Annotated in this window: 13 protein-coding genes; 1 reads left to right on the top strand and 12 read right to left on the bottom strand. The window is 63.2% G+C overall.

Annotated elements, in window-relative coordinates:
• Positions 1-184 precede the first annotated feature (184 nt).
• From LOY69_RS07395 to LOY69_RS07340, 12 genes are all read right to left on the bottom strand, one after another.
• On the bottom strand, positions 185-1,105 hold the full coding sequence (locus tag LOY69_RS07395) for a LysR substrate-binding domain-containing protein (protein ID WP_102861622.1): 921 nt from the start codon (positions 1,103-1,105) through the stop codon (positions 185-187).
• A 90-nt stretch (positions 1,106-1,195) separates the two neighbouring features.
• On the bottom strand, positions 1,196-2,356 hold the full coding sequence (locus LOY69_RS07390; protein WP_265074326.1) for a fimbrial protein: 1,161 nt from the start codon (positions 2,354-2,356) through the stop codon (positions 1,196-1,198).
• 141 nt (positions 2,357-2,497) lie between these two features.
• Positions 2,498-5,509, bottom strand: coding sequence for a GLUG motif-containing protein (locus LOY69_RS07385; RefSeq protein WP_110595084.1), 3,012 nt, complete (start codon positions 5,507-5,509; stop codon positions 2,498-2,500).
• A gap of 76 nt (positions 5,510-5,585) precedes the next feature.
• Positions 5,586-7,238: a ShlB/FhaC/HecB family hemolysin secretion/activation protein gene (locus LOY69_RS07380; protein WP_265074880.1), complete on the bottom strand. Its 1,653-nt coding sequence runs from the start codon at positions 7,236-7,238 to the stop codon at positions 5,586-5,588.
• 85 nt (positions 7,239-7,323) lie between these two features.
• Positions 7,324-8,073, bottom strand: coding sequence for a fimbria/pilus periplasmic chaperone (locus LOY69_RS07375; protein ID WP_258381419.1), 750 nt, complete (start codon positions 8,071-8,073; stop codon positions 7,324-7,326).
• Positions 8,070-10,694, bottom strand: coding sequence for a fimbria/pilus outer membrane usher protein (locus LOY69_RS07370; RefSeq protein ID WP_320110045.1), 2,625 nt, complete (start codon positions 10,692-10,694; stop codon positions 8,070-8,072). The genes LOY69_RS07375 and LOY69_RS07370 overlap by 4 nt, the downstream gene beginning before the upstream one ends.
• A gap of 144 nt (positions 10,695-10,838) precedes the next feature.
• Positions 10,839-11,594 carry a molecular chaperone gene (locus LOY69_RS07365; RefSeq protein ID WP_265074325.1) on the bottom strand — a complete coding sequence of 252 codons (756 nt, stop codon included), beginning with the start codon at positions 11,592-11,594 and terminating at the stop codon, positions 10,839-10,841.
• Positions 11,595-11,622: 28 nt separating this feature from the next.
• The gene (locus tag LOY69_RS07360; RefSeq protein ID WP_170001334.1) at positions 11,623-12,204 is read right to left on the bottom strand and encodes a fimbrial protein; all 582 of its coding nucleotides are present in this window, start codon (positions 12,202-12,204) and stop codon (positions 11,623-11,625) included.
• Positions 12,205-12,748: 544 nt separating this feature from the next.
• Positions 12,749-14,098 (bottom strand): MFS transporter, encoded by a 1,350-nt coding sequence (locus LOY69_RS07355; protein WP_253083907.1) that lies wholly within the window; start codon positions 14,096-14,098, stop codon positions 12,749-12,751.
• 79 nt (positions 14,099-14,177) lie between these two features.
• Positions 14,178-15,110: a 3-keto-5-aminohexanoate cleavage protein gene (locus tag LOY69_RS07350; protein ID WP_170001335.1), complete on the bottom strand. Its 933-nt coding sequence runs from the start codon at positions 15,108-15,110 to the stop codon at positions 14,178-14,180.
• Positions 15,111-15,209: 99 nt separating this feature from the next.
• Positions 15,210-15,998, bottom strand: a complete 789-nt coding sequence (locus tag LOY69_RS07345; RefSeq protein WP_265074324.1) for an SDR family oxidoreductase — start codon at positions 15,996-15,998, stop codon at positions 15,210-15,212.
• Complete coding sequence (locus tag LOY69_RS07340) at positions 15,995-16,711, bottom strand: GntR family transcriptional regulator (protein ID WP_102879083.1); 717 nt, start codon at positions 16,709-16,711, stop codon at positions 15,995-15,997. Before LOY69_RS07340 ends, LOY69_RS07345 begins: the two co-directional genes overlap by 4 nt.
• Positions 16,712-17,034: 323 nt before the next feature.
• Between LOY69_RS07340 and LOY69_RS07335 the strand changes: the two genes are divergently transcribed.
• Entirely contained in the window at positions 17,035-19,155 is a 2,121-nt protein-coding gene (locus tag LOY69_RS07335) for a 3-hydroxyacyl-CoA dehydrogenase NAD-binding domain-containing protein (RefSeq protein WP_265074323.1), read from the top strand.
• Positions 19,156-19,165: the final 10 nt, after the last annotated feature.

Below are 19,165 nucleotides of genomic sequence, written 5' to 3'. Positions count from 1 at the left end.
GCCTGTGCCTATGCCAAGCTGGCGGCCTCCGTTCACTGCGCCGCTGTAGCCGCTGCCGCAGGCTGCGACCCAGTCCGCAGGACGGGCAAGGCCGCCCACGCGATCCGCCAGGCAGACCGCATGGGCCGGTTTCGGGCCCACTGCGCGGTCCATCGCAGCCTGCGGCAGCGGCTACAAAGCACGATTAGCTCGCGAGGGGCGCCCGCTCGCTCATGAAGGCTTCCAGGCGCGAGCGCAGCCAGCGCTCGGCGGGGTCGGTGTCGACATGGCTGAGCCAGACCATGGACAGGTCCAGGGTTGGGGTCTTGAACGGAAACGGCTCGCAGTACAGCTGCCCCGAGGCGGCCATGGCCGCAGCGGCGTAGTCGGGCAGGCTGGCGATCAGCTTGGTCCCGGCCAGCAGGGCCGGCAAAGAACTGTACTGCGGCACCGACAGCACGACCTGACGGGTGCGGCCGATCTCCGCCAGCCACTCATCGGCGAAGCCTGCGACATTGGCGGTGTGGGATACCAGCACATGGGGCCGCGCACAGTACTCATCGAGGGTCAGCGGCGTGTCGCTGGCGTCGGCCCGCAGCAAGCAGGGCTGAATGTGCCGCAACAGCTTGCGCTTGGCATTGGCCGGCAGGCCCCGGGTCTGGCTGATGCCGACGGTGATGTCGCCGGAGGCCAGCAAGTCGGGAATCCGCCAGTAGTCCACGTGCTGCACCACGACCACCACCTGCGGTGCTTCCTGGCGCAGGGCTCGCAGCAAGGGCGGCAGCAGGCCGAACTCGACGTCGTCGGACAGGCCGATACGGAAGGTCATGGTGCTGCTGGCGGGATCGAAATCGTGGGTCAGGCTCAGGGCCGAGGACAGCGCGTCAAGGGCCGGCGACAGGTGCTGGATAAGCTGCTCGGCACGCGCCGTGGGCTCCATGCGATGGCCGACGCGGATGAACAGCGGATCGTTGAACATCGCCCGCAAACGGTTGAGGGCGGAGCTGATGGTGGGCTGGCCGAGAAACAGCTTCTCCGCTACCCGGGTGACATTGCGTTCCAGCATCAACGCCTCGAACACCACCATCAGGTTGATGTCGGCCTTGCGCAGTTCATTGCGATTCATCGGTGCTCCCCCGGTCCCCAGACGGAGGTCAGTGTAGAAAGGCCTGTGGGCCGGCGTCCAGGTAAACACCCGAGGCCTGCGGCCGGTGCTTCAGTCGAAGGTGAAGTTGAACTGGGCGCTGCTGTTGGCTGCCCCCTCAGTGATCGGCCCCGTGCGAATGTACTGGGCGCGAAAGCTGAAGCTGGCGCTATCGCTGCCCAACAGGCGCTCCATGGCGTATTGAGTGCCATTGCAATGAATGCGCGGAATCTGCTCATTGAACATGACGATGCCGACGCCCTTGGCGACGGACCGCCCCTGATCCTGAGCCGATTGAGTCAGCCCCAGGATCCCTGTCGGGTCGCAGCGCGAGGCGGGTTCGGCGCTGAACGAGACCTTCGGCAGGCTGTTGAACGAGCAGTCGTTGACCTCAAGCCTGGCCACGGCCGAGGGCGGCGAAGTCGAGCCCAGCGTGGGAAAGTCATGGGCCGAGGGACTGCCCAGACGCAGCGTAACGTTGCGGGTGACCACCTGGCACTTGGCGGCGAACTTGACGCCTTCGGCGCCCAGCAGATCCTGTTCGCTGAGCAACAGTTGTTTCGAACACCGATCCCGGTTGTCCTGCTGCGGCAGGTCCAGCAAGTGTTGCCCTACCGTCACCGCCCCCTTGTCCAGATCCAGCGCGTACAGCGCCACCTGGGCGCCGCTCAAGCTGTTGACCACCAGCGCGCCCTTGGGCAACTCATCGGCGGGCCGGGTCAGGATCAGCGAATACACGTAGGCCGTGACTACCTTTTTCAACGCGGCACTTGAATGCTCCACGATGTACTTTTCCAGTACCCGGGGATAGAAATTGCCCGTGAGGACATGAGGGTCCGAGCCGGACGGATAGGCCGTCACCTTGAGGCTGATGCCATCGATATTGGTCGGAATGATGCCGTCGGGAAATCTCACCCCCGGCAAATGCGCAGCGGCCACCAATTCATGCCACTCCTGGGATTCAGACTCTTCGGTGGTGTATTCGATGATCGGGTTCACGTGACGCTGCTGCAATACGGACCCCACTGGCGTGCTGCGGGTCAATGGCGTGATCTCGACCCAGTCTTGGGCAGAGCCGTCATAGCTACTGAATGCGCAGCCTTGGGCCATGCCACTCTTAGCGGCATACGCCGGTAAGCTGCCTTGCAGGCAGGACAGCATCAGGATGATCGCGCGAATCAACAGACCGGGCCGTCGCCCATCGGTGAGGAGCCTGAGCCATGAGTCACTCATCGGTCATTGCCTCTTTTTCCATGCCGGCCCCTGGCGCGCTAGAGCGCCCCGGGAGCCCGCCAATCGATAGTGGATAGGTTGCAGTGCCCGGCGTGCCAGGGACAGTCCCTGGCAGCCGGGCCGAGGTTTTACGGACGATACTTACTCCGTCAGGCTGGCAAACCGCGTCAGACTGTCGGGAACGCGGGCCTTAGAGTAGGTACCTTGGTTGATGCCGACCTGATCATCGGAGGTCTGGAAGTAGTGCAAGACGGTATCGACCTTGACGGTGGATTTCGAGCCTTGGATCTGCCCCTCGTTCACGCCCACCAGGCCACCCAGGGTGGCACGCCAGCCGCCACTGACCTTGCTATGGGATTCGGAGTTGACGATCCGCGACTGGTTGTCGCCGACCAGGCCACCCACCTTGCTGTGCCAGGTTCCATGGACGTCGCCCGTCGCCACTGCACGCTCGATGACGTGGTTGGAGTAGTTGGTGTTAGTACCCACCAGTCCCCCCACCGAGCTGTAGGTATCGCCAAATACCTTGCCATGGGCCTCAACCGAGATCAGGTCGCCATCGTTGTAGCCCACCAGGCCGCCAATATTACTGCTGGCATAGCCCTCCACCGCGCCAAGCGCTTTGGCATCGTAGATGAGCCCACCGATGTTGCTGCCGACCAGGCCGCCGACGTTGGCCTTCAATCCGCCTTTGACCTGTCCCTTGGCCTCGATGTAACCGCGGATCGTGCTGTCATCGCTCTTTCCTACCAGTCCCCCCAGATTCACGCCAGCGCGGTCAATGACATTCCCGGAGGCCTGGACGTTGCTCAGCACACTTTGGTTCTGCTGCGAGCCGACCAACCCGCCGGCCGCCTCAGTGCCCACCCCATAGACATTGCCGCTGGCACTGGAACCGCTGATGGTGCCAGACCGGTTGACCCCGACCAGGCCGCCAATATGGCTACCCAGCGAGCCATGCACGGTCGCCGAAGAACTGGAGCCGGTAATGGTGCCGTTCTGGTTATTACCCACCAACCCGCCCAGATACAGCCCCTTGTAGAACGGGTTGTAAGTACCGACGGAGCCCTTGCTCGACGAATTGATAATCACCGCGCCATTATTGACTCCCACCAGCCCACCGGCGGCGCCCATGATCTGCCTATGCATATGGGTAGTGATATCGACATGACTGGAACTGCCGCTGATGATGCCGGTGTTGACAAGACCGAAGCGGTTTTCCCCGGCCACGCCGCCGATGGCCGCGGTATGGGCGCCGCCGTACAGCGAACCCGCTACCGAAGAGTCCTTGATCGAACCGCCGTAGTTGACCCCCACCAGGCCGCCCAGCTTGTTGCGCTGGCCGCTCTTGGCGTTGACCTGCATATCACGGGCACTGACCCGAGCGATGCTGCCGCTATTACGCCCCACCAGGCCGCCGATTTCACTGAAACCCTTCGCGCTGTTTTGCCCGTTGACGGTGATCGAGGCCAGCTTCAGATCGCTGATGGTGCCCGAGGACTGGCCGAACAATCCGGCGTACAGGCCCGAACTGTCGATGGTGAAGCCACTGATGGTATTGCCCAGACCATTGAGCGAGCCGGTGAACAGCTCATCGCCGCCAATGGAGTTGATGGTCCCTGATCCCTTGATCTGATTGCCCAGGACATAGTGGTCATCGAGCTTGTTGCCGATGGCCTGCAACTGCTGGCTGTTCTGGATCACTTTGTGCTGCTTGCCATTGGCGTCAAACCCGGCGTTATCTCCAGACAAGGTCACCAGGCCCTGGTTGCCCACGACCAGTTGCTCGCCATGATTGACCCCCAGGCTGTTGTTGACGCCGGTGAGGCTCACGTGATTGTCGAGCCGGACCGACTTGTCGGCGTTCAATTCCAGACGCGACTTGTCACCCGTGGCGTTGATCCGTTGATTGACCTTGACGTCCTTGGCGGAGGTCAGGGTCAGTTGGTTGCCGCTTTTCCACTCCACCGCAGCGTCCACCGCCACATCGCCATTGCGGCTACGCAGATGAACGTTGGTGTTGTTCAGGTTCTGGGAGAGCGTGCTGTTGACCAGGGTCGGGCTGCCAGCCACGCCCGTCGAACCCACCTTGACCTCGTTGGACTCGATGACCCAGGTGCCGGCGCGATTGTTCCTGGAGCTGGTATCGACCTCGGCATTGAGCTCGACTCGGGTGACCGCGCCCGATGTCTGCACCGTACCGCCGTCGCCGTAGCTGGATTCGGCCTTGGCCGTCAATTTCCCTCCCACATTGACCACGCCACGCTCGCCACCGTCCAGAACAATGCGCCCATCCTTGTTGGACAGGGTATTGGCCTCGATCACGCCCTGGTTGTTGACCACCGCCTGAGTCAGCGCATTGGCGCTCTTGGCCAGCATCAGCACCTGACCGCCATCGGCCTTGAGCAACGACGTGTTCTGCGCCAACGCATCCGCGGCGGCAGCGTTAATCTGCAAGCTGATCAGATTGTCGTTACCCAGGCTCAGGGTGAAGTCGTTACCAGCCGCCAGTGCCACGGCTCCTCCATTGGCAACGATTTCGCCATTGTTGCGCACCCGCGCGCCCAGCAGCGCCACGTAGCCGCCCTCGGCGGCAGTGATCTTGCCGTCGTTGATCACTTCCACCGCCGATTTTCCGGAGAACTGGTAGCGAGCGTTGGCGAAATCCTCATCACTGATGCCACGGGTAGAGGCCACCAGGCCGCCCACGTTGACCTGCGCACCCTGGCCGATCAGCACACCGTTGGGGTTGATCAGAAACACCTGGCCGTTGGCGTTCAGCGCGCCCTGAATGTTGCTGGCCTTGAAGCCGGTCACCCGGTTCAGGGCGATGGAGTCGCGTCCCGGCTGGTTGAAGGTCACCGACTGATCGGCGGCGATGTTGAACTCGGTCCAGTTGGTGACCAGCTTGTCGGTCTTTTGATTGATCACCAGGTCGTTGCCATAGACGTCATAATTGGCACTGCCGGAAACCGGCGTGCCTCCTTGGGGCAACGCCATCGCCGGCGTCAGTCCTCCCAGGGCAAGCAAGCCGGCTGCCATCACCAGCAACCCCTTGCGCCCACCACTGCGACGCCGGCGCCGCGCGCCCTCGCACGTCACGCTCCAGCGACCTTGGGCCTGGTTCCATACCAACGCATAAATCTTATTCACAATGACTCCTTATTGACGTTTAAACGCTCTGCTGTTTTTCGCAGAACGGCACTACTTCCAAAGCACGCGCAGGCCTTCAGAAAAACTGTGTCGCGCTGACCCAGATCCGTGGGGTGCGCTCGGGACCGTCCCCGGCCTTCTGGTTATCCAGGGGCCAGGCACTGGTCAGGTTGAGTTGCCGCTGATCGCCGCTCCAGCGTGCCCCCAGCCCCGCCGCTTGCAGGCGCTGGGTATTGATTTCGCTCGTCCAGGGCAGGCGGTTGACCTGCACATAGCCCTTGTCGGCAAACAGGCTGAGCTGCCAGCCGGGTGCCAGGGCGTAGCTCAGCTCCAGGCCGGCCTGCCAGCCCTGGTCGCCAATACCGGCGCTCAGGGGATAGGCGCGCACGCCGTAGGGGCCGCCCAGCCCCATCTTTTCCGAGCTGTCGAGGTTGGCCGAGGTCCACTGGGCATTGACTTGGGCATAGAGCTGGAAGCGGTTGCCCAGGCGCTGCAGCCGCGCAACCTGCAGGTTGGTCTTGGCGAAGCCGCCGCCGGTGGCAGCGCTATAGCGATCCAGGCGCTGCTCAAAGGCGTCATCGAAGGTCAGGCGGCCGGAGCCGTAGGACAGGCTGAACTGGTTGTAGCCACCGCCGAGGAACCGGTCCTGACGGTTGCCGCCCAGGCTCAGGGTCCACAACTCGATGTGCTTGCGCTTGCTCAGCTCAAGCAGGTCGATGTCGTCGCGCAGTTGCTTGTTCTCGTACTGCAGTTGCGCACTCAGGTCGAAGGTCCGCCCGCGCAGGATCGGCTGAGCGAGGAACAGGCTCTGGACACTGGCCTGGCCATTGATCTGCAGCTTCTTCAAACGCTTTCTGTTGAGCTCGTAGCTCATGTGCGAATAGGCCGCGCCGACCCGGGTCGACCAGGGCCCGAGGGGCAGCTGATAGGCGCTGCGCCAGTAGCGCTGGTCGCGGTCACTGCCCAACAGGCGCACATTGAGCTGGTCCCCCAGGCCCAGGGGGTTGTTGAGGTTGAAGCTGCCCCCCAGGCGGAACTCGCCGGTGTGGTAGCCGCCGAAGTTGTCCGCCTCCAGGCTGCCACTGGCCCAGGGACCGGGCTGTGCCTCCACCAGCAGATCGCTGGTGCCGGGGGCCTGTCCCGCACGCAACGTGCCCTTGACCCGGACCCCGGGCAGATCGTTAAGCAGCAGCAGGCTGCGCTCAAGGTCCGCGCTGTTGACCGCCGCGCCATCGTCCAGTGCGGCCAGCGGCCCACGGAGCACGCCATCCCGGGCACGGGACTGGTTGCTCAGCTCGACCCGGCCATAGCGACCTTCCATGACCTCGATGCGCACCACGCCGCCATCGATTTCCTGAGCCGGCAAGAAGGCCCGGGCCAGCAGGTAGCCCTGTTGCTGGTAATGGGCGGTGATGCGCTGCGCCGCGTCACGCAAACCGTCAAGGTCGAGTTCCCGCCCGCGCAGATCGTCCAGCAGCGGCTGCAGGTCCTGATCGCTGAACACTTGATTGCCCTCGATGACGAAAGCCTTGACCTGCAAGCGCACCCCAGAAGTATCCGCAGCCGATGTCGACCGCTCGGCCTTGGGCACATCCAGTTGCACGTCATCGGTGGGCGGCGGCAGCGCCGGCTGGGTGGCTTCGATATCCCGTATGGCCTGTCCGGCGCTGGGCACCTGAACCCGCATCTGGGCCTGCGCCAGCACAGGCAACAACAGCGCCAGCAACATCACCGGCCGCCGCGCCAACGGCACTCGCGCCCGCTCCGGACCTCGCCCCTTGCCCACACCAACCGACAGTCCGGCTGGCGCACCACTACAGCTGTACTTGCACACTTCCACTCAGCGTCTCCCCGCTGTCTAAAACCACTTGGTATCGAATTTCTGCCGCGCCGCCGCTCAACACCGGCGCGGCGGACAAAGGCAGGCGCGCCGAGCCGAACGGCTCGACGGTGATGCCCTGCACAGTCATGGGTTGGCCTGGGTCGCCCACATCCACCCGAGCCAGGGACACGTAGTACGGCGTCGGATTGCTCACGCTGAGCAGCGCAGCCCCAGCCGCCTGCGCCGCCATCTGCAGGCTCCAGCGCAGCTGGCGCGCCGCCTCGTCGGCGCGACCCGGCAGGCCCTTGGGGCGATACAGCAGCTTCATGCGCAGGCGGTAGCTCAGGCTCAGCTGGTTGCTGCTCAAAGGCCGCAGGGACGGCACTTCCAGAAAGTTGAGCCAGAACACCGACTCGCGATCGGCAGGCAGCGGCTCACCGCTGTAACGCAGCGACAGGACGGAGCTCTGCTGCGGATCAAGCCGCGACAGCGGGGGCGAAAGCACGAATGGCACCGCCAGCCGGCTCGGATCGACCGAGGCATCGCCCTTGTCCAGCCAGGTCTGCAGCAGCAGCGGCGCCGTCCCGAGATTGCCGACCCGGATGCTCAAGGCCGCCAGCCCCTGGGGATAGATAAAGCGCGTGCCGACAATCGACAGATCGGCGCGCACGCCCTGACTGAACAGCAGCACCGCCGCCAACAGGCACACGCAACGCACCACACCAGCAAGACGGCTACTCAAGATGCAGGCTCCGTGGTGATGGCGCTCTGCTGCGCCCAGCGGTGACACGGCAAGTCGAGCAGAAGCGAATCGTTGCCCGGCTGCGCCGCGGGCGCCGGCAATACATAGTCGATCAGGCACTGCTCGCCAGGTCCTTCGCCCCACTGCACACGGATGCGGCCCCGGTCCTTCTCGCTGCGCAGCACCAGGCGACTGCCCTGCCCCACCGCCCCCAGCTCCTCGCCGCTGTCGGCGTCCAGGGCACTGGCGGCAAAGGGCAGCGGCGCGCCATCGGCCTGCCGGCTGTCGATCAGAAACGCCCGGGCCTTGCGGGTCGGGTAGGACAGCCTGACCACGGCCCCCGCCCGGGGCGCGACATTGCGCGAACTGACCTGCAGTTCGACATCCTCATCCATGCCGCTGGGGTCCAGGTCCACGGTATTGAGCTGATAGGGCGCCAGGCTCGGCAGCACCGCATAACCTTGTCCGTCCACCTGCGTACCGGCGTAACCGACACTGGCGCCCCTGGCATGGGGGGCATGCACCAGGGCTGCGGTTTCACTCAGGGTCTGGGACAGGGTCAGGCCCCCGGAATGCAGGAGCATGCCGCCGGAGGCACCCAGCGACTGGGCCCGATAGTCACGGCCCTGGGACAGGCTCGAACTCAGGGTCACCTGCGGCAGGTAGTAGCTCAGGTTGGCGTTGGTCGAAGTTTCCCGCGGCTGGGCATCATGGGACACCGAGACGCCATAGGACGCCGTGTCGTGCTCGCCCAGTGAACCGGAAATGCCACTGGAGAAACGGGCACCGGAATTCTGGTCGTGACTGGCAAAGGCATTGGCCAGGGTGGAACGCCCGGCGACGCCCCCCAGGGGCAGCGACAGACTGAGGCTCCACAAGGTGTTCTCACTGCGGGTGCGACGCCCCGAGAACTGGCTCGAACCCTGGGTACGCTGGACGCTTAGGGCATAGCTGAGGCCGCGCCACTGGTGGTTGTAGCCCATGGCGTAGTTGCGGGCCTGACCGCGGCTGTTCCAGTAGTTGAGGGAGGAGCCGTTGAGGTAAAAGTTACCGCCGATGCCATCCACCCGCTGGTTGATCGTCACATCCAGCCGATCGCGGACCCGGGCGAAGTCTTCGAAGCGCGCGCCTCGGTTGACGAAGTCCTCAAGGTCGATGGCGTCCCGCAGGCTCAGGTAGCCCCGGGTGGAATAGCGATAAGCCAGCAACGAGAACTGGGTGCCGCTGTCATGCAGGTTCTTGCTGTAGGAAAGACGCAGGCTGGTGCCCTGCAGGTTGCCATTGCGCGGCACCTGGGTGCGGGACTGGGTCAGGTCGAGACCGAAACCACCGAGCTCGGTGTTCAGCGCCGCGCCGATCAGGCCGGCCATGTAGCTGCCGGTGAGCGAGGCACCGGCATAACCGGTGACCCGGTTGTCCAGCCCGCGTTGCAGGGTGCCCTGGGCCACATACTGGTGCAGGCCACGCCCTCCGGCCCTGATCACCTGACCGCCGGTCAGGCTGTAGCGGGTGACGCCGGGACGCAGGTGGCGGGCCATGGTGGCAAAGGGCACGGTAAAACGCTGGGTACGGCCATCGGCCTCGGTGACCGTCACCTCCAGGTCACCACCAAAGCTGGCGGCCTGCAGGTCGGCAATCTCGAAGGGGCCTGGGGCAACGGTGGTTTCATACACCAGGTAACCACGCTGCTGCACCGTGACCTTGGCGTTGGTATTGGCCGTGCCGCGCACCACCGGGGCGAAATAGCGCTGGGTGGTGGGCAGCATGCGTTCATCGCTGAACAACTTGACCCCGCGAAACGACACCGAATCGAACAGCTCGGAATCGGTCACGCTCTCCCCCACCAGTAATTGCGAACGCCAGTCGGTCAGGTCGGTCTGGCCGTAGATGTAGCCCCGCTGATAATCGCTGCCGCTGTCGGGCGACCAGGACAAGGTGCCGCTGTGACGCAGGCGCAGGTTTCCCAGGTTCAGGCCCATGCTCAATCCGGCATAACCGTTGGTACTGCGCTGGCCACGGCTCTGGGAGCTGAACAGGTTGGTGCTGTAGTTCAGCCGGGCAGCGTTGATGCCCGAGTCCCAACTGGCCGGATCGACATAGCTGGAGGCGACTTCAGGCAGCACGAACAGCTGTGGAACCGAGAGCTCAAGCTGCTGTTCGGCCATGTTGACCCTGGTGGTGACGTGGGGGATGTAACTGGCAAGGTCCCCGCAGAACAGGCCATCGCCTTGCAGCGGATGGCTGGCAGGCGCCAGCGCAGCGTCGGCTTTGTGCAGGTCGATGCCCAGTTGCGTGAGCAACTCGCGGTCGTAGCAGGGCTGGCTGCCCTGGGGGTCAGCGCTTTCGCGCAATTCGATCTCGATCAGCCCGCGCCAGGCGCCACTGACCCGCACATCCAGCAGGTACTTGCCCGGCGCCACGTAACCCGCACGCTCGAAGCGCTGCGTGTCGATGAGGGTTCCCGGCCCCTTGAACAACATCTGGGTATCGAAGAACACCGGGCTGTTCTGCGGCGTGTCGCCGGACACCTCCGACAGCACGGCTTGATCAGCGGTCGTCGGCTGGGCAGCCACAGGAGCCGCCAGCCCCAGCAGCCCGGCCAGCACCGACAGTGCTCGCAAGAGCCGGGCCGGACCATCGCCAGGACAGACTCGCGCAAGCACAGGAAAACCCAGCCAAAAGGGCCGCACACTGAACATAATCGATACCAATGCACTCAGCGTTTAATAACCAGGGCCAAGAGCGGAGTTGAATTAACAGGGCAACTAGAGAAGGTTCTTTTCAAGCGGCACCCGGCCACCGAAGTCATTGACTACTTCAAAGCGCACAGCCGCATTGCGTGGCGCTCTTTCAGCGCCTGCCGGCCAGGCGAAGGACTCCCGACCAAAAGGCGCGACCATCCCGGCCCCCAGGTCGACGGTGCGTCCTTGCACTTGCACCTCGACCTTGCTGAAAGACAGGTAGTAAGGCGTTGGATTGGATACCTGGACGACCGGACCTGCGGCCTGGTCTTTGGCCACTCCCGCGGGCTCAAACTTCCAACTGAGTTTTCCCACCGCCGAGTTGACATCGACCTTCAAGTCCGCAGGGCGAAAGAACAACTTGATCCGATGACGGAAGGTAAAGGCCAATCGGTTTTCATCCTGTTTCTGTTGGGGCGGAACTTCCAGAATGTTCAGCCAGTACAGTGACTCACGATCAGCGGGTAACGGTTCTTTCGAATAACCAATACGCAGCACCGCCGCGGCATTGGGCTCCAGGCGACTGAGTGCCGGTGTAAGTTGAAAGGGCACTTTCATTTCTTCCGGCGCCTTACTGGCATCACCATCATCAATCCAGGCCTGAACCAATATCGGCATACCGCCTGGATTATTCATTCTCAGTGTCACATCACGCGCACTCGCCGGATAAACCACACGAGTGCCATGAATGACTATTTCCGCATTGACTACCGAAGAGAACAAACTCAGGAAGAGGGCGCCGATAACGAACGTTTTAAATACATGCGCTCTCGGCGCCATGAGCAACTCCTTATGTAACTGACAGATGTCAGTTGTACGTCACATCGAAGTTGATATTGGAGTCGGCACGACCTTCAACGATTGTGTCGCTGACCGCCACATAAGAGGCCTTGAACTTCAGCACGGCCTTGTTACCGATAACTTCGGCAACCTGCTGATTGTTGTTTTCCGACAGGTCGATTTTCCCCGGCGTGGCGCCGTTGTTGTGAATCTGGATCTGCACGCCCGAGGCCGAACCGGAACCGCTGTCGATCAGACGCAGGTTGCCGGTGGCGTTATCAATGAAACCATCCTTGTGGAAGCTGACGGCGGCTTTGGAGCCGTCGGTGCAGCCGCCGCCACTGAGGTTGATGTTGAATTCCTTGAACTCGGAAGCCGTGCCGACGCCACCGGTGAAAACCGAAGGCAGGACGTTGCCGAACTTGACCGTGCCGGTGTTCGCTCCGGATTCGTTGGCATCGACCTGAACCTTGCAACTGACACTGGAGATCAGGCCTTCGAACTTCACGTTGCCGGAGTTGAGACCGGTTTCTGCGTAGCTCAATGCCGGAGTCAGTGCCGCAAGCAGCAACCCGGAGGTCGCCATGGATGCAAAAGATTTAAGTTTCATCTGATTCCCTATTATTAAAAACCGTCTAAGAGCACAGTATTCAAAACAACTTCGCCCTCCCGAGACGTACAGCCTTGCTGAACTTCGAGCCAACGAGACATGAGTTGAACACCACAACAACCTCGACCAACCGCTCTCGCCCACAATAAAATGCATATTGACAAAAGGCATCTGCATTCCATCCAGAGCGGACATTACGATACCGACTGCCCTCTTCTTTTAGAATAACGACCAATCCTCACGTAACGAGGAGCACTCTCTAAATGAACAAGATTTTTCTCGGAAACTTGTACTACTTAAAAACCACTAAACACACTAAAAACAGCCAATAAATAAGACACTTCTTATATAGAGCCCCATAGACTGCAAACACGCGATATACGACAGAGATTCGGCGCTGTAACCAACTGATCAAGTGACGGTCGGCCGGTTACGGACCTAAGTGCTGGACAAGCCCCGAACATCCGCCCAACGAAAAACGCCCGGTGCATTGCACCGGGCGTTTGGCCAGAGCTCTCGACAACGCAGCCTGTGCTGCAAGCGCTCACAACGCGTTTGAGCGCCCCGAAACTGGGTGCGCAACTGCGGCCATGGGGCGCACCGGACGCGGGTCTTCCTGGCCCTGACGCAAGCGCAAGGCCGCCAGTGCCGCCACCAGTAGCACCAGGGCAATGGCCTTGAGGCCGTTCATGGCATCGCCGGTGCTCATCTCGATCGCCCCCATCACCGAGGGGCCGACAAAACCGCCCAACAGTCCGCAGGAGTTCACAAAGCCCAGGCCTCCCGCCAGGGCCGCACCTTTGAGCCGTGACGCCGGGTACAGGAAGATGATCGACTGCACCACAAAGAACATCAGCGCCGCCACGCAGAACCCCAGCAGGCTGAACACCGGCCCGGAAAAGGCCGCAATCAGCAGCCCGGCCGCCATCGTCAGCAAGCCGCAGACCAGCAAGCGCCGGGCCCGCTGCGCGCTGGTGGCCAGCCGTGGCAGGCTGATCGCCCCCAGCGCCGCGACGATCCACGGCAAGGAGGTCAGCAGGCCGACGCTCATCAGGCTCAGGCTGCCGTACTTGCCGATGATGCTGGGGAGGAAAAAGATCACGGTGTAGATGGTGATCTGGTGGCAGAAGTAGACAAAGATCGCCAGCAGGATCTGCGGCGTAAAGCACTGCCGGAACGAATGCCCGCCCTGCCCTGCCCCCTCATCGGCTTCGTCGGCCAGGCGCTGCTCGATACCCCGGGCCTCCTCGGCGCTCAACCAGGGCGCGCGGCTTGGACGGTCCGGCAGGCGCCGCCAGACCACCCAGGCGAAGAACACCGCCGGCAGCCCTTCGAGCAGGAACATCCACTGCCAGCCATGCCAGCCCAGCAAGCCGTCCATCTTCATCAGCGCGGCGCCCAGCGGACCGCCGATGATATTGGCCAGGCACACCCCCAGCAGGAAATAGCCGGTAGCCCGGGCCCGTTGCCGGCGGTCGAACCAGTAGGTCAGGTACAGCATGACCCCGGGAAACAGGCCGGCTTCGGCGATCCCCAGCAGCAGGCGCAGTACATAGAAGGAGGTCTCGCCCTGGACGAAGGCCATGGCGGCGGAGATCAGCCCCCACGTGACCATGATCCGGGCAATCCAGAAGCGCGCGCCGACCTTGTGCATGATCAGGTTGCTGGGCACCTCGGACAGCGCATAGGTGAGGAAGAACAACCCGGCACCCAGGCCATAGGCGGCGGCGGAAATCCCCAGGTCCACATCCAGTTGATGCTTGGCCAGGGCGATGTTGGTGCGGTCGAGAAAGCTCAGGACATAGGCCGCGATCAACAGCGGCATGAGTTTGAGAAACATCAGGCGGGTCAGCTGTTGCGAGTCCCGGGGCGCTGCAGTGGTTGCAGTGTTCATGGGGCATATCCCTTTGTAGTTGTTATGCGGGATCGTCAGCGGGCCTGGAGCCAGGGCCGCTGACACGGACCTTCAAGGGTCAGAACGCGACGTGCTCACGCCCCTTGAGCCCGAGCAGGGCCCGGGCTTCATCCGGGGTCGCCACACGACCGCCCAGGGCTTCGATGACCGTGCGAATGCGCCGCACCTGATCGGCGTTGCTGGCCGCCAGTTTGCCGGGGCCATCCCACAGCGAGTCCTCCAGGCCGACCCGGGCATGGCTGCCCATGGCCAGGCCCATGGTGGCCAGGGGAATCTGGTTGCGCCCGGCGCCGAGGATCGACCAGTGATAGGCATCGCCAAACAGCCGGTCGGCGGTGCGACGCATGTGCGCCAGGTCCTCGGGATGACCACCGATGCCGCCCCGCAGGCCGAACACCGACTGGATGAACAGCGGCGCCTTGAGCAGGCCGCGCTCAAGGAAATGCGCCGCGGTATACAGGTGGCCGATGTCGTAGCACTCGATCTCGAAGCGGGTGCGATTCTCGGCACAGGCGCTGAGGATATGGGCGATATCGCGGAAGGTATTGCGGAAGATCCGGTCGTCGCTCTCCTCCAGGTACGGCCGCTCCCAGTCGTGCTTGAACTCGGTGAAGCGGTTGAGCATTTCGTACAGGCCGAAGTTCATCGAGCCCATGTTCAACGAGGCCAGCTCCGGCTTGAATTCCAGCACCGGCTGCAGGCGCTCCTCGACGCCCATCGTGGGGGCACCACCGGTGGTGAGGTTGATCACCACGTCGCAGGCCGCCTTGATCTGCGGCAGGAAGCGCCGGAACAGCTCGGGGTCCTGGCTCGGCCGCCCGTCCTCCGGGTCTCGGGCATGCAGGTGCACGATGGCCGCACCGGCTTGGGCCGCAGCGATGGCCTCGGCGGCGATTTCTGCGGCGGTGATCGGCAGGTGCGGCGACATGGACGGGGTATGAATCGCCCCGGTGACAGCACAAGTGATGATGACAGGCGTTTTTTCAGACATGACGGTACTCCGACTTTTATTCTTGATGAAAAAAATCCCTGGGTGTCGCTGATGGAATTCACCGCTGACGACCTTCAGCGGTGCGGATCGCGGGCGCGGCTAGAGGTACTCGACGTTGCCGTCGACGCTGATCGCCTGGCCGGTGATGTTGCGAGCCGCCGGCGAGCAGAGAAACAGCGCCATGGCGGCCACGTCCTCGGCGCTGACCATGCGCTTGAGGGAGATCTTGTTCAGGTACTCCTGGCGCATTTCGGCCACCGGCACTCCGGTCTGTTCGGCCCGGGCCTGAATCACCGCGTCCATGCGCGGCCCCTGGACTATCCCCGGCAACAACGCATTGACCCGGATATCGCTGGCCCCAAGCTCGGCCGCCAGAGACTTCATCAACCCGACAATGGCCCACTTGGTGGCCGCATACGGCGTACGCCAGGCATATCCCAGGCGCCCGGCCACCGAGGCGATGTGCAGCAGATGGGCGTTGTCCGAAGCCTTGAGCAACGGCACTGCGTGGTGGGCAAAACGGTACTGCGCGGTCAGGTTGATATCGATGGTGCGCTGCCAGTCGGCGTCGCTGACGGCATCGATGCCGGCCGTGGGCCCGGCAATACCAGCGTTGTTGACCAGCACATCAAGCCCGCCGAAGCGCGCCACCTGAAGCTCGAACAGCGCGTGGATCTGTGCCGGATCAGCGACATCGGTGCGGGTCGCCAGCGCCTCGGGGTAGCGATCCCGGAACGCCGCCAGGGCCGCCTCACTGACATCGCAGACGTGCACCTGGGCGCCGGCTTCGAGATAGGCCCTGGCCAGCACTTCACCGATGCCCGCCGCGCCGCCGGAAATCATCACCCGCAAGCCCGGGTAAGGCTGTAAACGCTGCAAGATGCTCATGCCCGACCTCCTTTGAGCGCCGCCGCACCAGGCTTCTTGGCCAACAGCCGGCCCAGGGAATCCGCCGCTTGCATGATGTCGTCGGTGACGGCCGCTCGCACTCCCGGACCATCGCCGGTGGCCAGGGCTTCGACGATGCGATTGTGGGCTTCCATGGAACGTTGCAGGTGGGCCTGGTCCGGCGCCACCAGGGCAAAACACGGCCCCATGTGCAGCCAGAAATTCTCCACCGCGGCCATGGTCAGCTCGGCTCGAGCCACGGCATAGATACGTCGGTGAAAGGCGAAGTTGGTCCACAGGTAACGGGACACATCCACCTCATCGGCAGCCTTTTGCATCTGCCGGCACAGATCGGTGATCTCCTGCAGATCGCTCTTTTGCAGATGCTGCAGGGCCTTTTCCGCCAGCAGCCCTTCCAGGGCCACCCGTGCATCACGGATCTCCCGCAGACGCTCCAGCGTCATCATTCGCACTCGCAGGCGAGAAGTTTCCGTGACCTCAAAGGCATTTTCCGCACTCAGGCGCTGCAGGGCTTCGCGCACCGGCATGGGGCTGGAACCCAGGGCTTCGGCCAGGCCACGAATGGTCAACTTCTGGCCGGGCTGAAAACGCCCACTCATCAAGGCTTCGCGAATCTGCCGGTACACCTGCTCCTGCAAGGTATCGCGAGAAACCTGACGCAGCGTGGGAAGGGGGATTGGGCCTTGGGATATAGGACCTTCAGACATGGCATCTACCTGTGTTGTGGTTCTTGTGCCCGACAATATGTGATCACAAATCAAATATGTCAAACATCAGGATTTGATCCACAACCCGTCATGAAGGGCAAATTAACCGTTAAAACACTTAATAAATTCCGCACTGCGGAACAATATTCCGTATTGACCACAATATTCATTGATGACAGGATTATTTTCGCCAAGTGATTCAAATAGCGGAATAAAGCTATCCGTGACTGGGATGTTCTGCTGGTCACCCTCAACGCCATGCCGCGCCCACCGACCTCTCGCTGCCCTTCACCCCGGAGACTGCTGCAATGAGTTGCGAAACAGCCCTGCCAATCGTCGAAAGCGCATTACACGGAAACATCCTGGTGCTGACCCTCAACAACCCGCCGGTCAACGCCCTGGGGGTGGAGATCCGCCGCGGACTGCTGGCGGCCATCGACAGCGCCAACGACAACCCGGCGGTCAAAGCCATACTGCTGGTCGGTGCAGAACGACACTTCTGTGGCGGCGCCGACATTCGCGAATTTGGCCAGACGCCCCAGGCTCCGGCGCTGCCGGAGGTGGTCAAGCGGATCGAGGACAGCAGCAAACCGGTGCTGGCAGCGATCCAGGGAGTGGCCCTCGGAGGAGGCCTGGAAGTCGCCCTCGCCGCCCATTACCGCCTGGCCACCGGCAGCGCCCGGCTCGGCCTGCCAGAGGTGTTGCTGGGCTTGCTTCCCGGGGCCGGCGGCACCCAGCGTCTGCCACGCCTGATCGGTGCCAAAGCGGCTCTGGAACTGATGCTCAGCGGGCGCCATCTGAGCGCCAAGGAGGCCCTGGATCTGGGTTTGGTGGACCGTCTGGGGGACAGCGATGACGCACTGGCCGAAGGCCTGGCCTACATGCGCCAGTTGCTGGCACAGGGCGCCACTGCCCGACGCACCCGGGATGCTCAGGCCCTGAGCGAGCCAGCCGCCCAGCGCCAAGCGATAGATGCCGCCCGCCAGCAGGCCACGCAGAAATCACAAGGCCTGCTGTCGCCGTTGCACATCATCCAGGCCGTGGAAGCGGCCCTCGATCAATCCTTCGAAGACGGCCTGCGCGAAGAACGCCGACTGTTTCTGGAGTGCCTCGACAGCCCGCAGCGTGCCGGGCTGGTGCATGCTTTTTTTGCTGAACGGGAAGTGCTCAAGGCCCCCGAGACCCGCGCGGCAGCACCCCGGGCCATTGCCCGGGTGGGGGTGGTGGGCGGTGGCACCATGGGCGCCGGCATCGCCGTAACGGTCCTCGACGCGGGGCTGGAAGTGACCATGATCGAACGCGACCAGGACGCCCTGAATCGCGGCCGCGGCAATGTCGAGAAGGTCTACGACACCCTGATCGACAAAGGTCGCCTGACCCAGGCCGACAAAGCCGCGACCCTGGCCCGTTTCCGCGCCAGCACCGACTACCAGGACCTGGCCCAGGCCGATCTGGTGATCGAAGCCGTGTTCGAGGACATGGCGGCCAAGCTCGCGGTGTTCGCCGAACTGGATCGCGTGTGCAAGGCCGGCGCCGTACTCGCCAGCAACACCTCCTACCTGGACATCAACGCCATCGCCCAAAGCGTCTCGCGACCTGCCGACGTGATCGGCCTGCACTTCTTCTCCCCGGCCAACATCATGAAGTTGCTGGAGATCGTGGTGCCGGCCAAGGTCGCCACGGAGGTCGTCGCCACGGCCTTCGAGCTGGCGAAACAGTTGCGCAAGGTGCCGGTACGCGCCGGCGTCTGTGATGGATTTATCGGCAATCGCATCCTCGCGGTCTATCGCCAGGCCGCTGACTACATGATGGAAGACGGCGCCTCGCCCTATCAGATCGACCAGGCCCTGCGCGATTTCGGCTTCCCCATGGGCCCCTTCCAGGTGGCGGACCTGGCCGGTGGCGACATCGGCTGGGCGACCCGCCAGCGCAAGGCTGCCACCCGTGATCCCCGGGCCCGCTATGTACAGATCGCCGACCGCCTCTGCGAGCGCGGCTGGTTCGGGCAGAAAACCGGTCGCGGCTACTACCTCTATGCCCAGGGCCCGCGCAGCGCCAGCCAGGACCCGGAGGTCCTGGCGATCATCGACGCCGAGCGGACCCGGGCCGGCATCACGCCCCGGGCCTTCAGCAACCCGGAAATCCTGCGGCGCTACATGGCGGCCATGATCAACGAGGGCGCCAACGTGGTGCATGAAGGCATCGCCCTGCGGCCCCTGGACGTGGACATCACCCTTATCCACGGCTACGGCTTTCCGCGCTATCGCGGGGGCCCGCTCAAGTACGCCGACCAGTACGGCCTGCCCCAGGTCCTGGCGGATATCCGCGAGTTTGCCGAAGAAGATCCGCTGTTCTGGACAGCCTCGCCCTTGCTGGTGCAGTTGGTAGAGCGCGGCGAGAACTTTGACAGCCTCAATCACAGCCACTGACCAAGGAGCA

It is taken from the genome of Pseudomonas sp. B21-059, from assembly GCF_026016285.1.
Lineage (GTDB): Bacteria > Pseudomonadota > Gammaproteobacteria > Pseudomonadales > Pseudomonadaceae > Aquipseudomonas > Aquipseudomonas danubii.
Note: the sequence above shows the minus strand (reverse complement) of the source record. Positions and strands in the feature narration are given on the sequence as shown.

Coding starts and splice junctions, on each gene's coding strand:
- LOY69_RS07355 (WP_253083907.1), bottom strand. CDS start 14,098: ATGAACACTGCAACCACTGCAGCGCCCCGGGACTCGCAACAGCTGACC.
- LOY69_RS07365 (WP_265074325.1), bottom strand. CDS start 11,594: ATGGCGCCGAGAGCGCATGTATTTAAAACGTTCGTTATCGGCGCCCTC.
- LOY69_RS07360 (WP_170001334.1), bottom strand. CDS start 12,204: ATGAAACTTAAATCTTTTGCATCCATGGCGACCTCCGGGTTGCTGCTT.
- LOY69_RS07350 (WP_170001335.1), bottom strand. CDS start 15,110: ATGTCTGAAAAAACGCCTGTCATCATCACTTGTGCTGTCACCGGGGCG.
- LOY69_RS07395 (WP_102861622.1), bottom strand. CDS start 1,105: ATGAATCGCAATGAACTGCGCAAGGCCGACATCAACCTGATGGTGGTG.
- LOY69_RS07345 (WP_265074324.1), bottom strand. CDS start 15,998: ATGAGCATCTTGCAGCGTTTACAGCCTTACCCGGGCTTGCGGGTGATG.
- LOY69_RS07380 (WP_265074880.1), bottom strand. CDS start 7,238: ATGTTGCTGGCGCTGTTGTTGCCTGTGCTGGCGCAGGCCCAGATGCGG.
- LOY69_RS07335 (WP_265074323.1), top strand. CDS start 17,035: ATGAGTTGCGAAACAGCCCTGCCAATCGTCGAAAGCGCATTACACGGA.
- LOY69_RS07390 (WP_265074326.1), bottom strand. CDS start 2,356: ATGAGTGACTCATGGCTCAGGCTCCTCACCGATGGGCGACGGCCCGGT.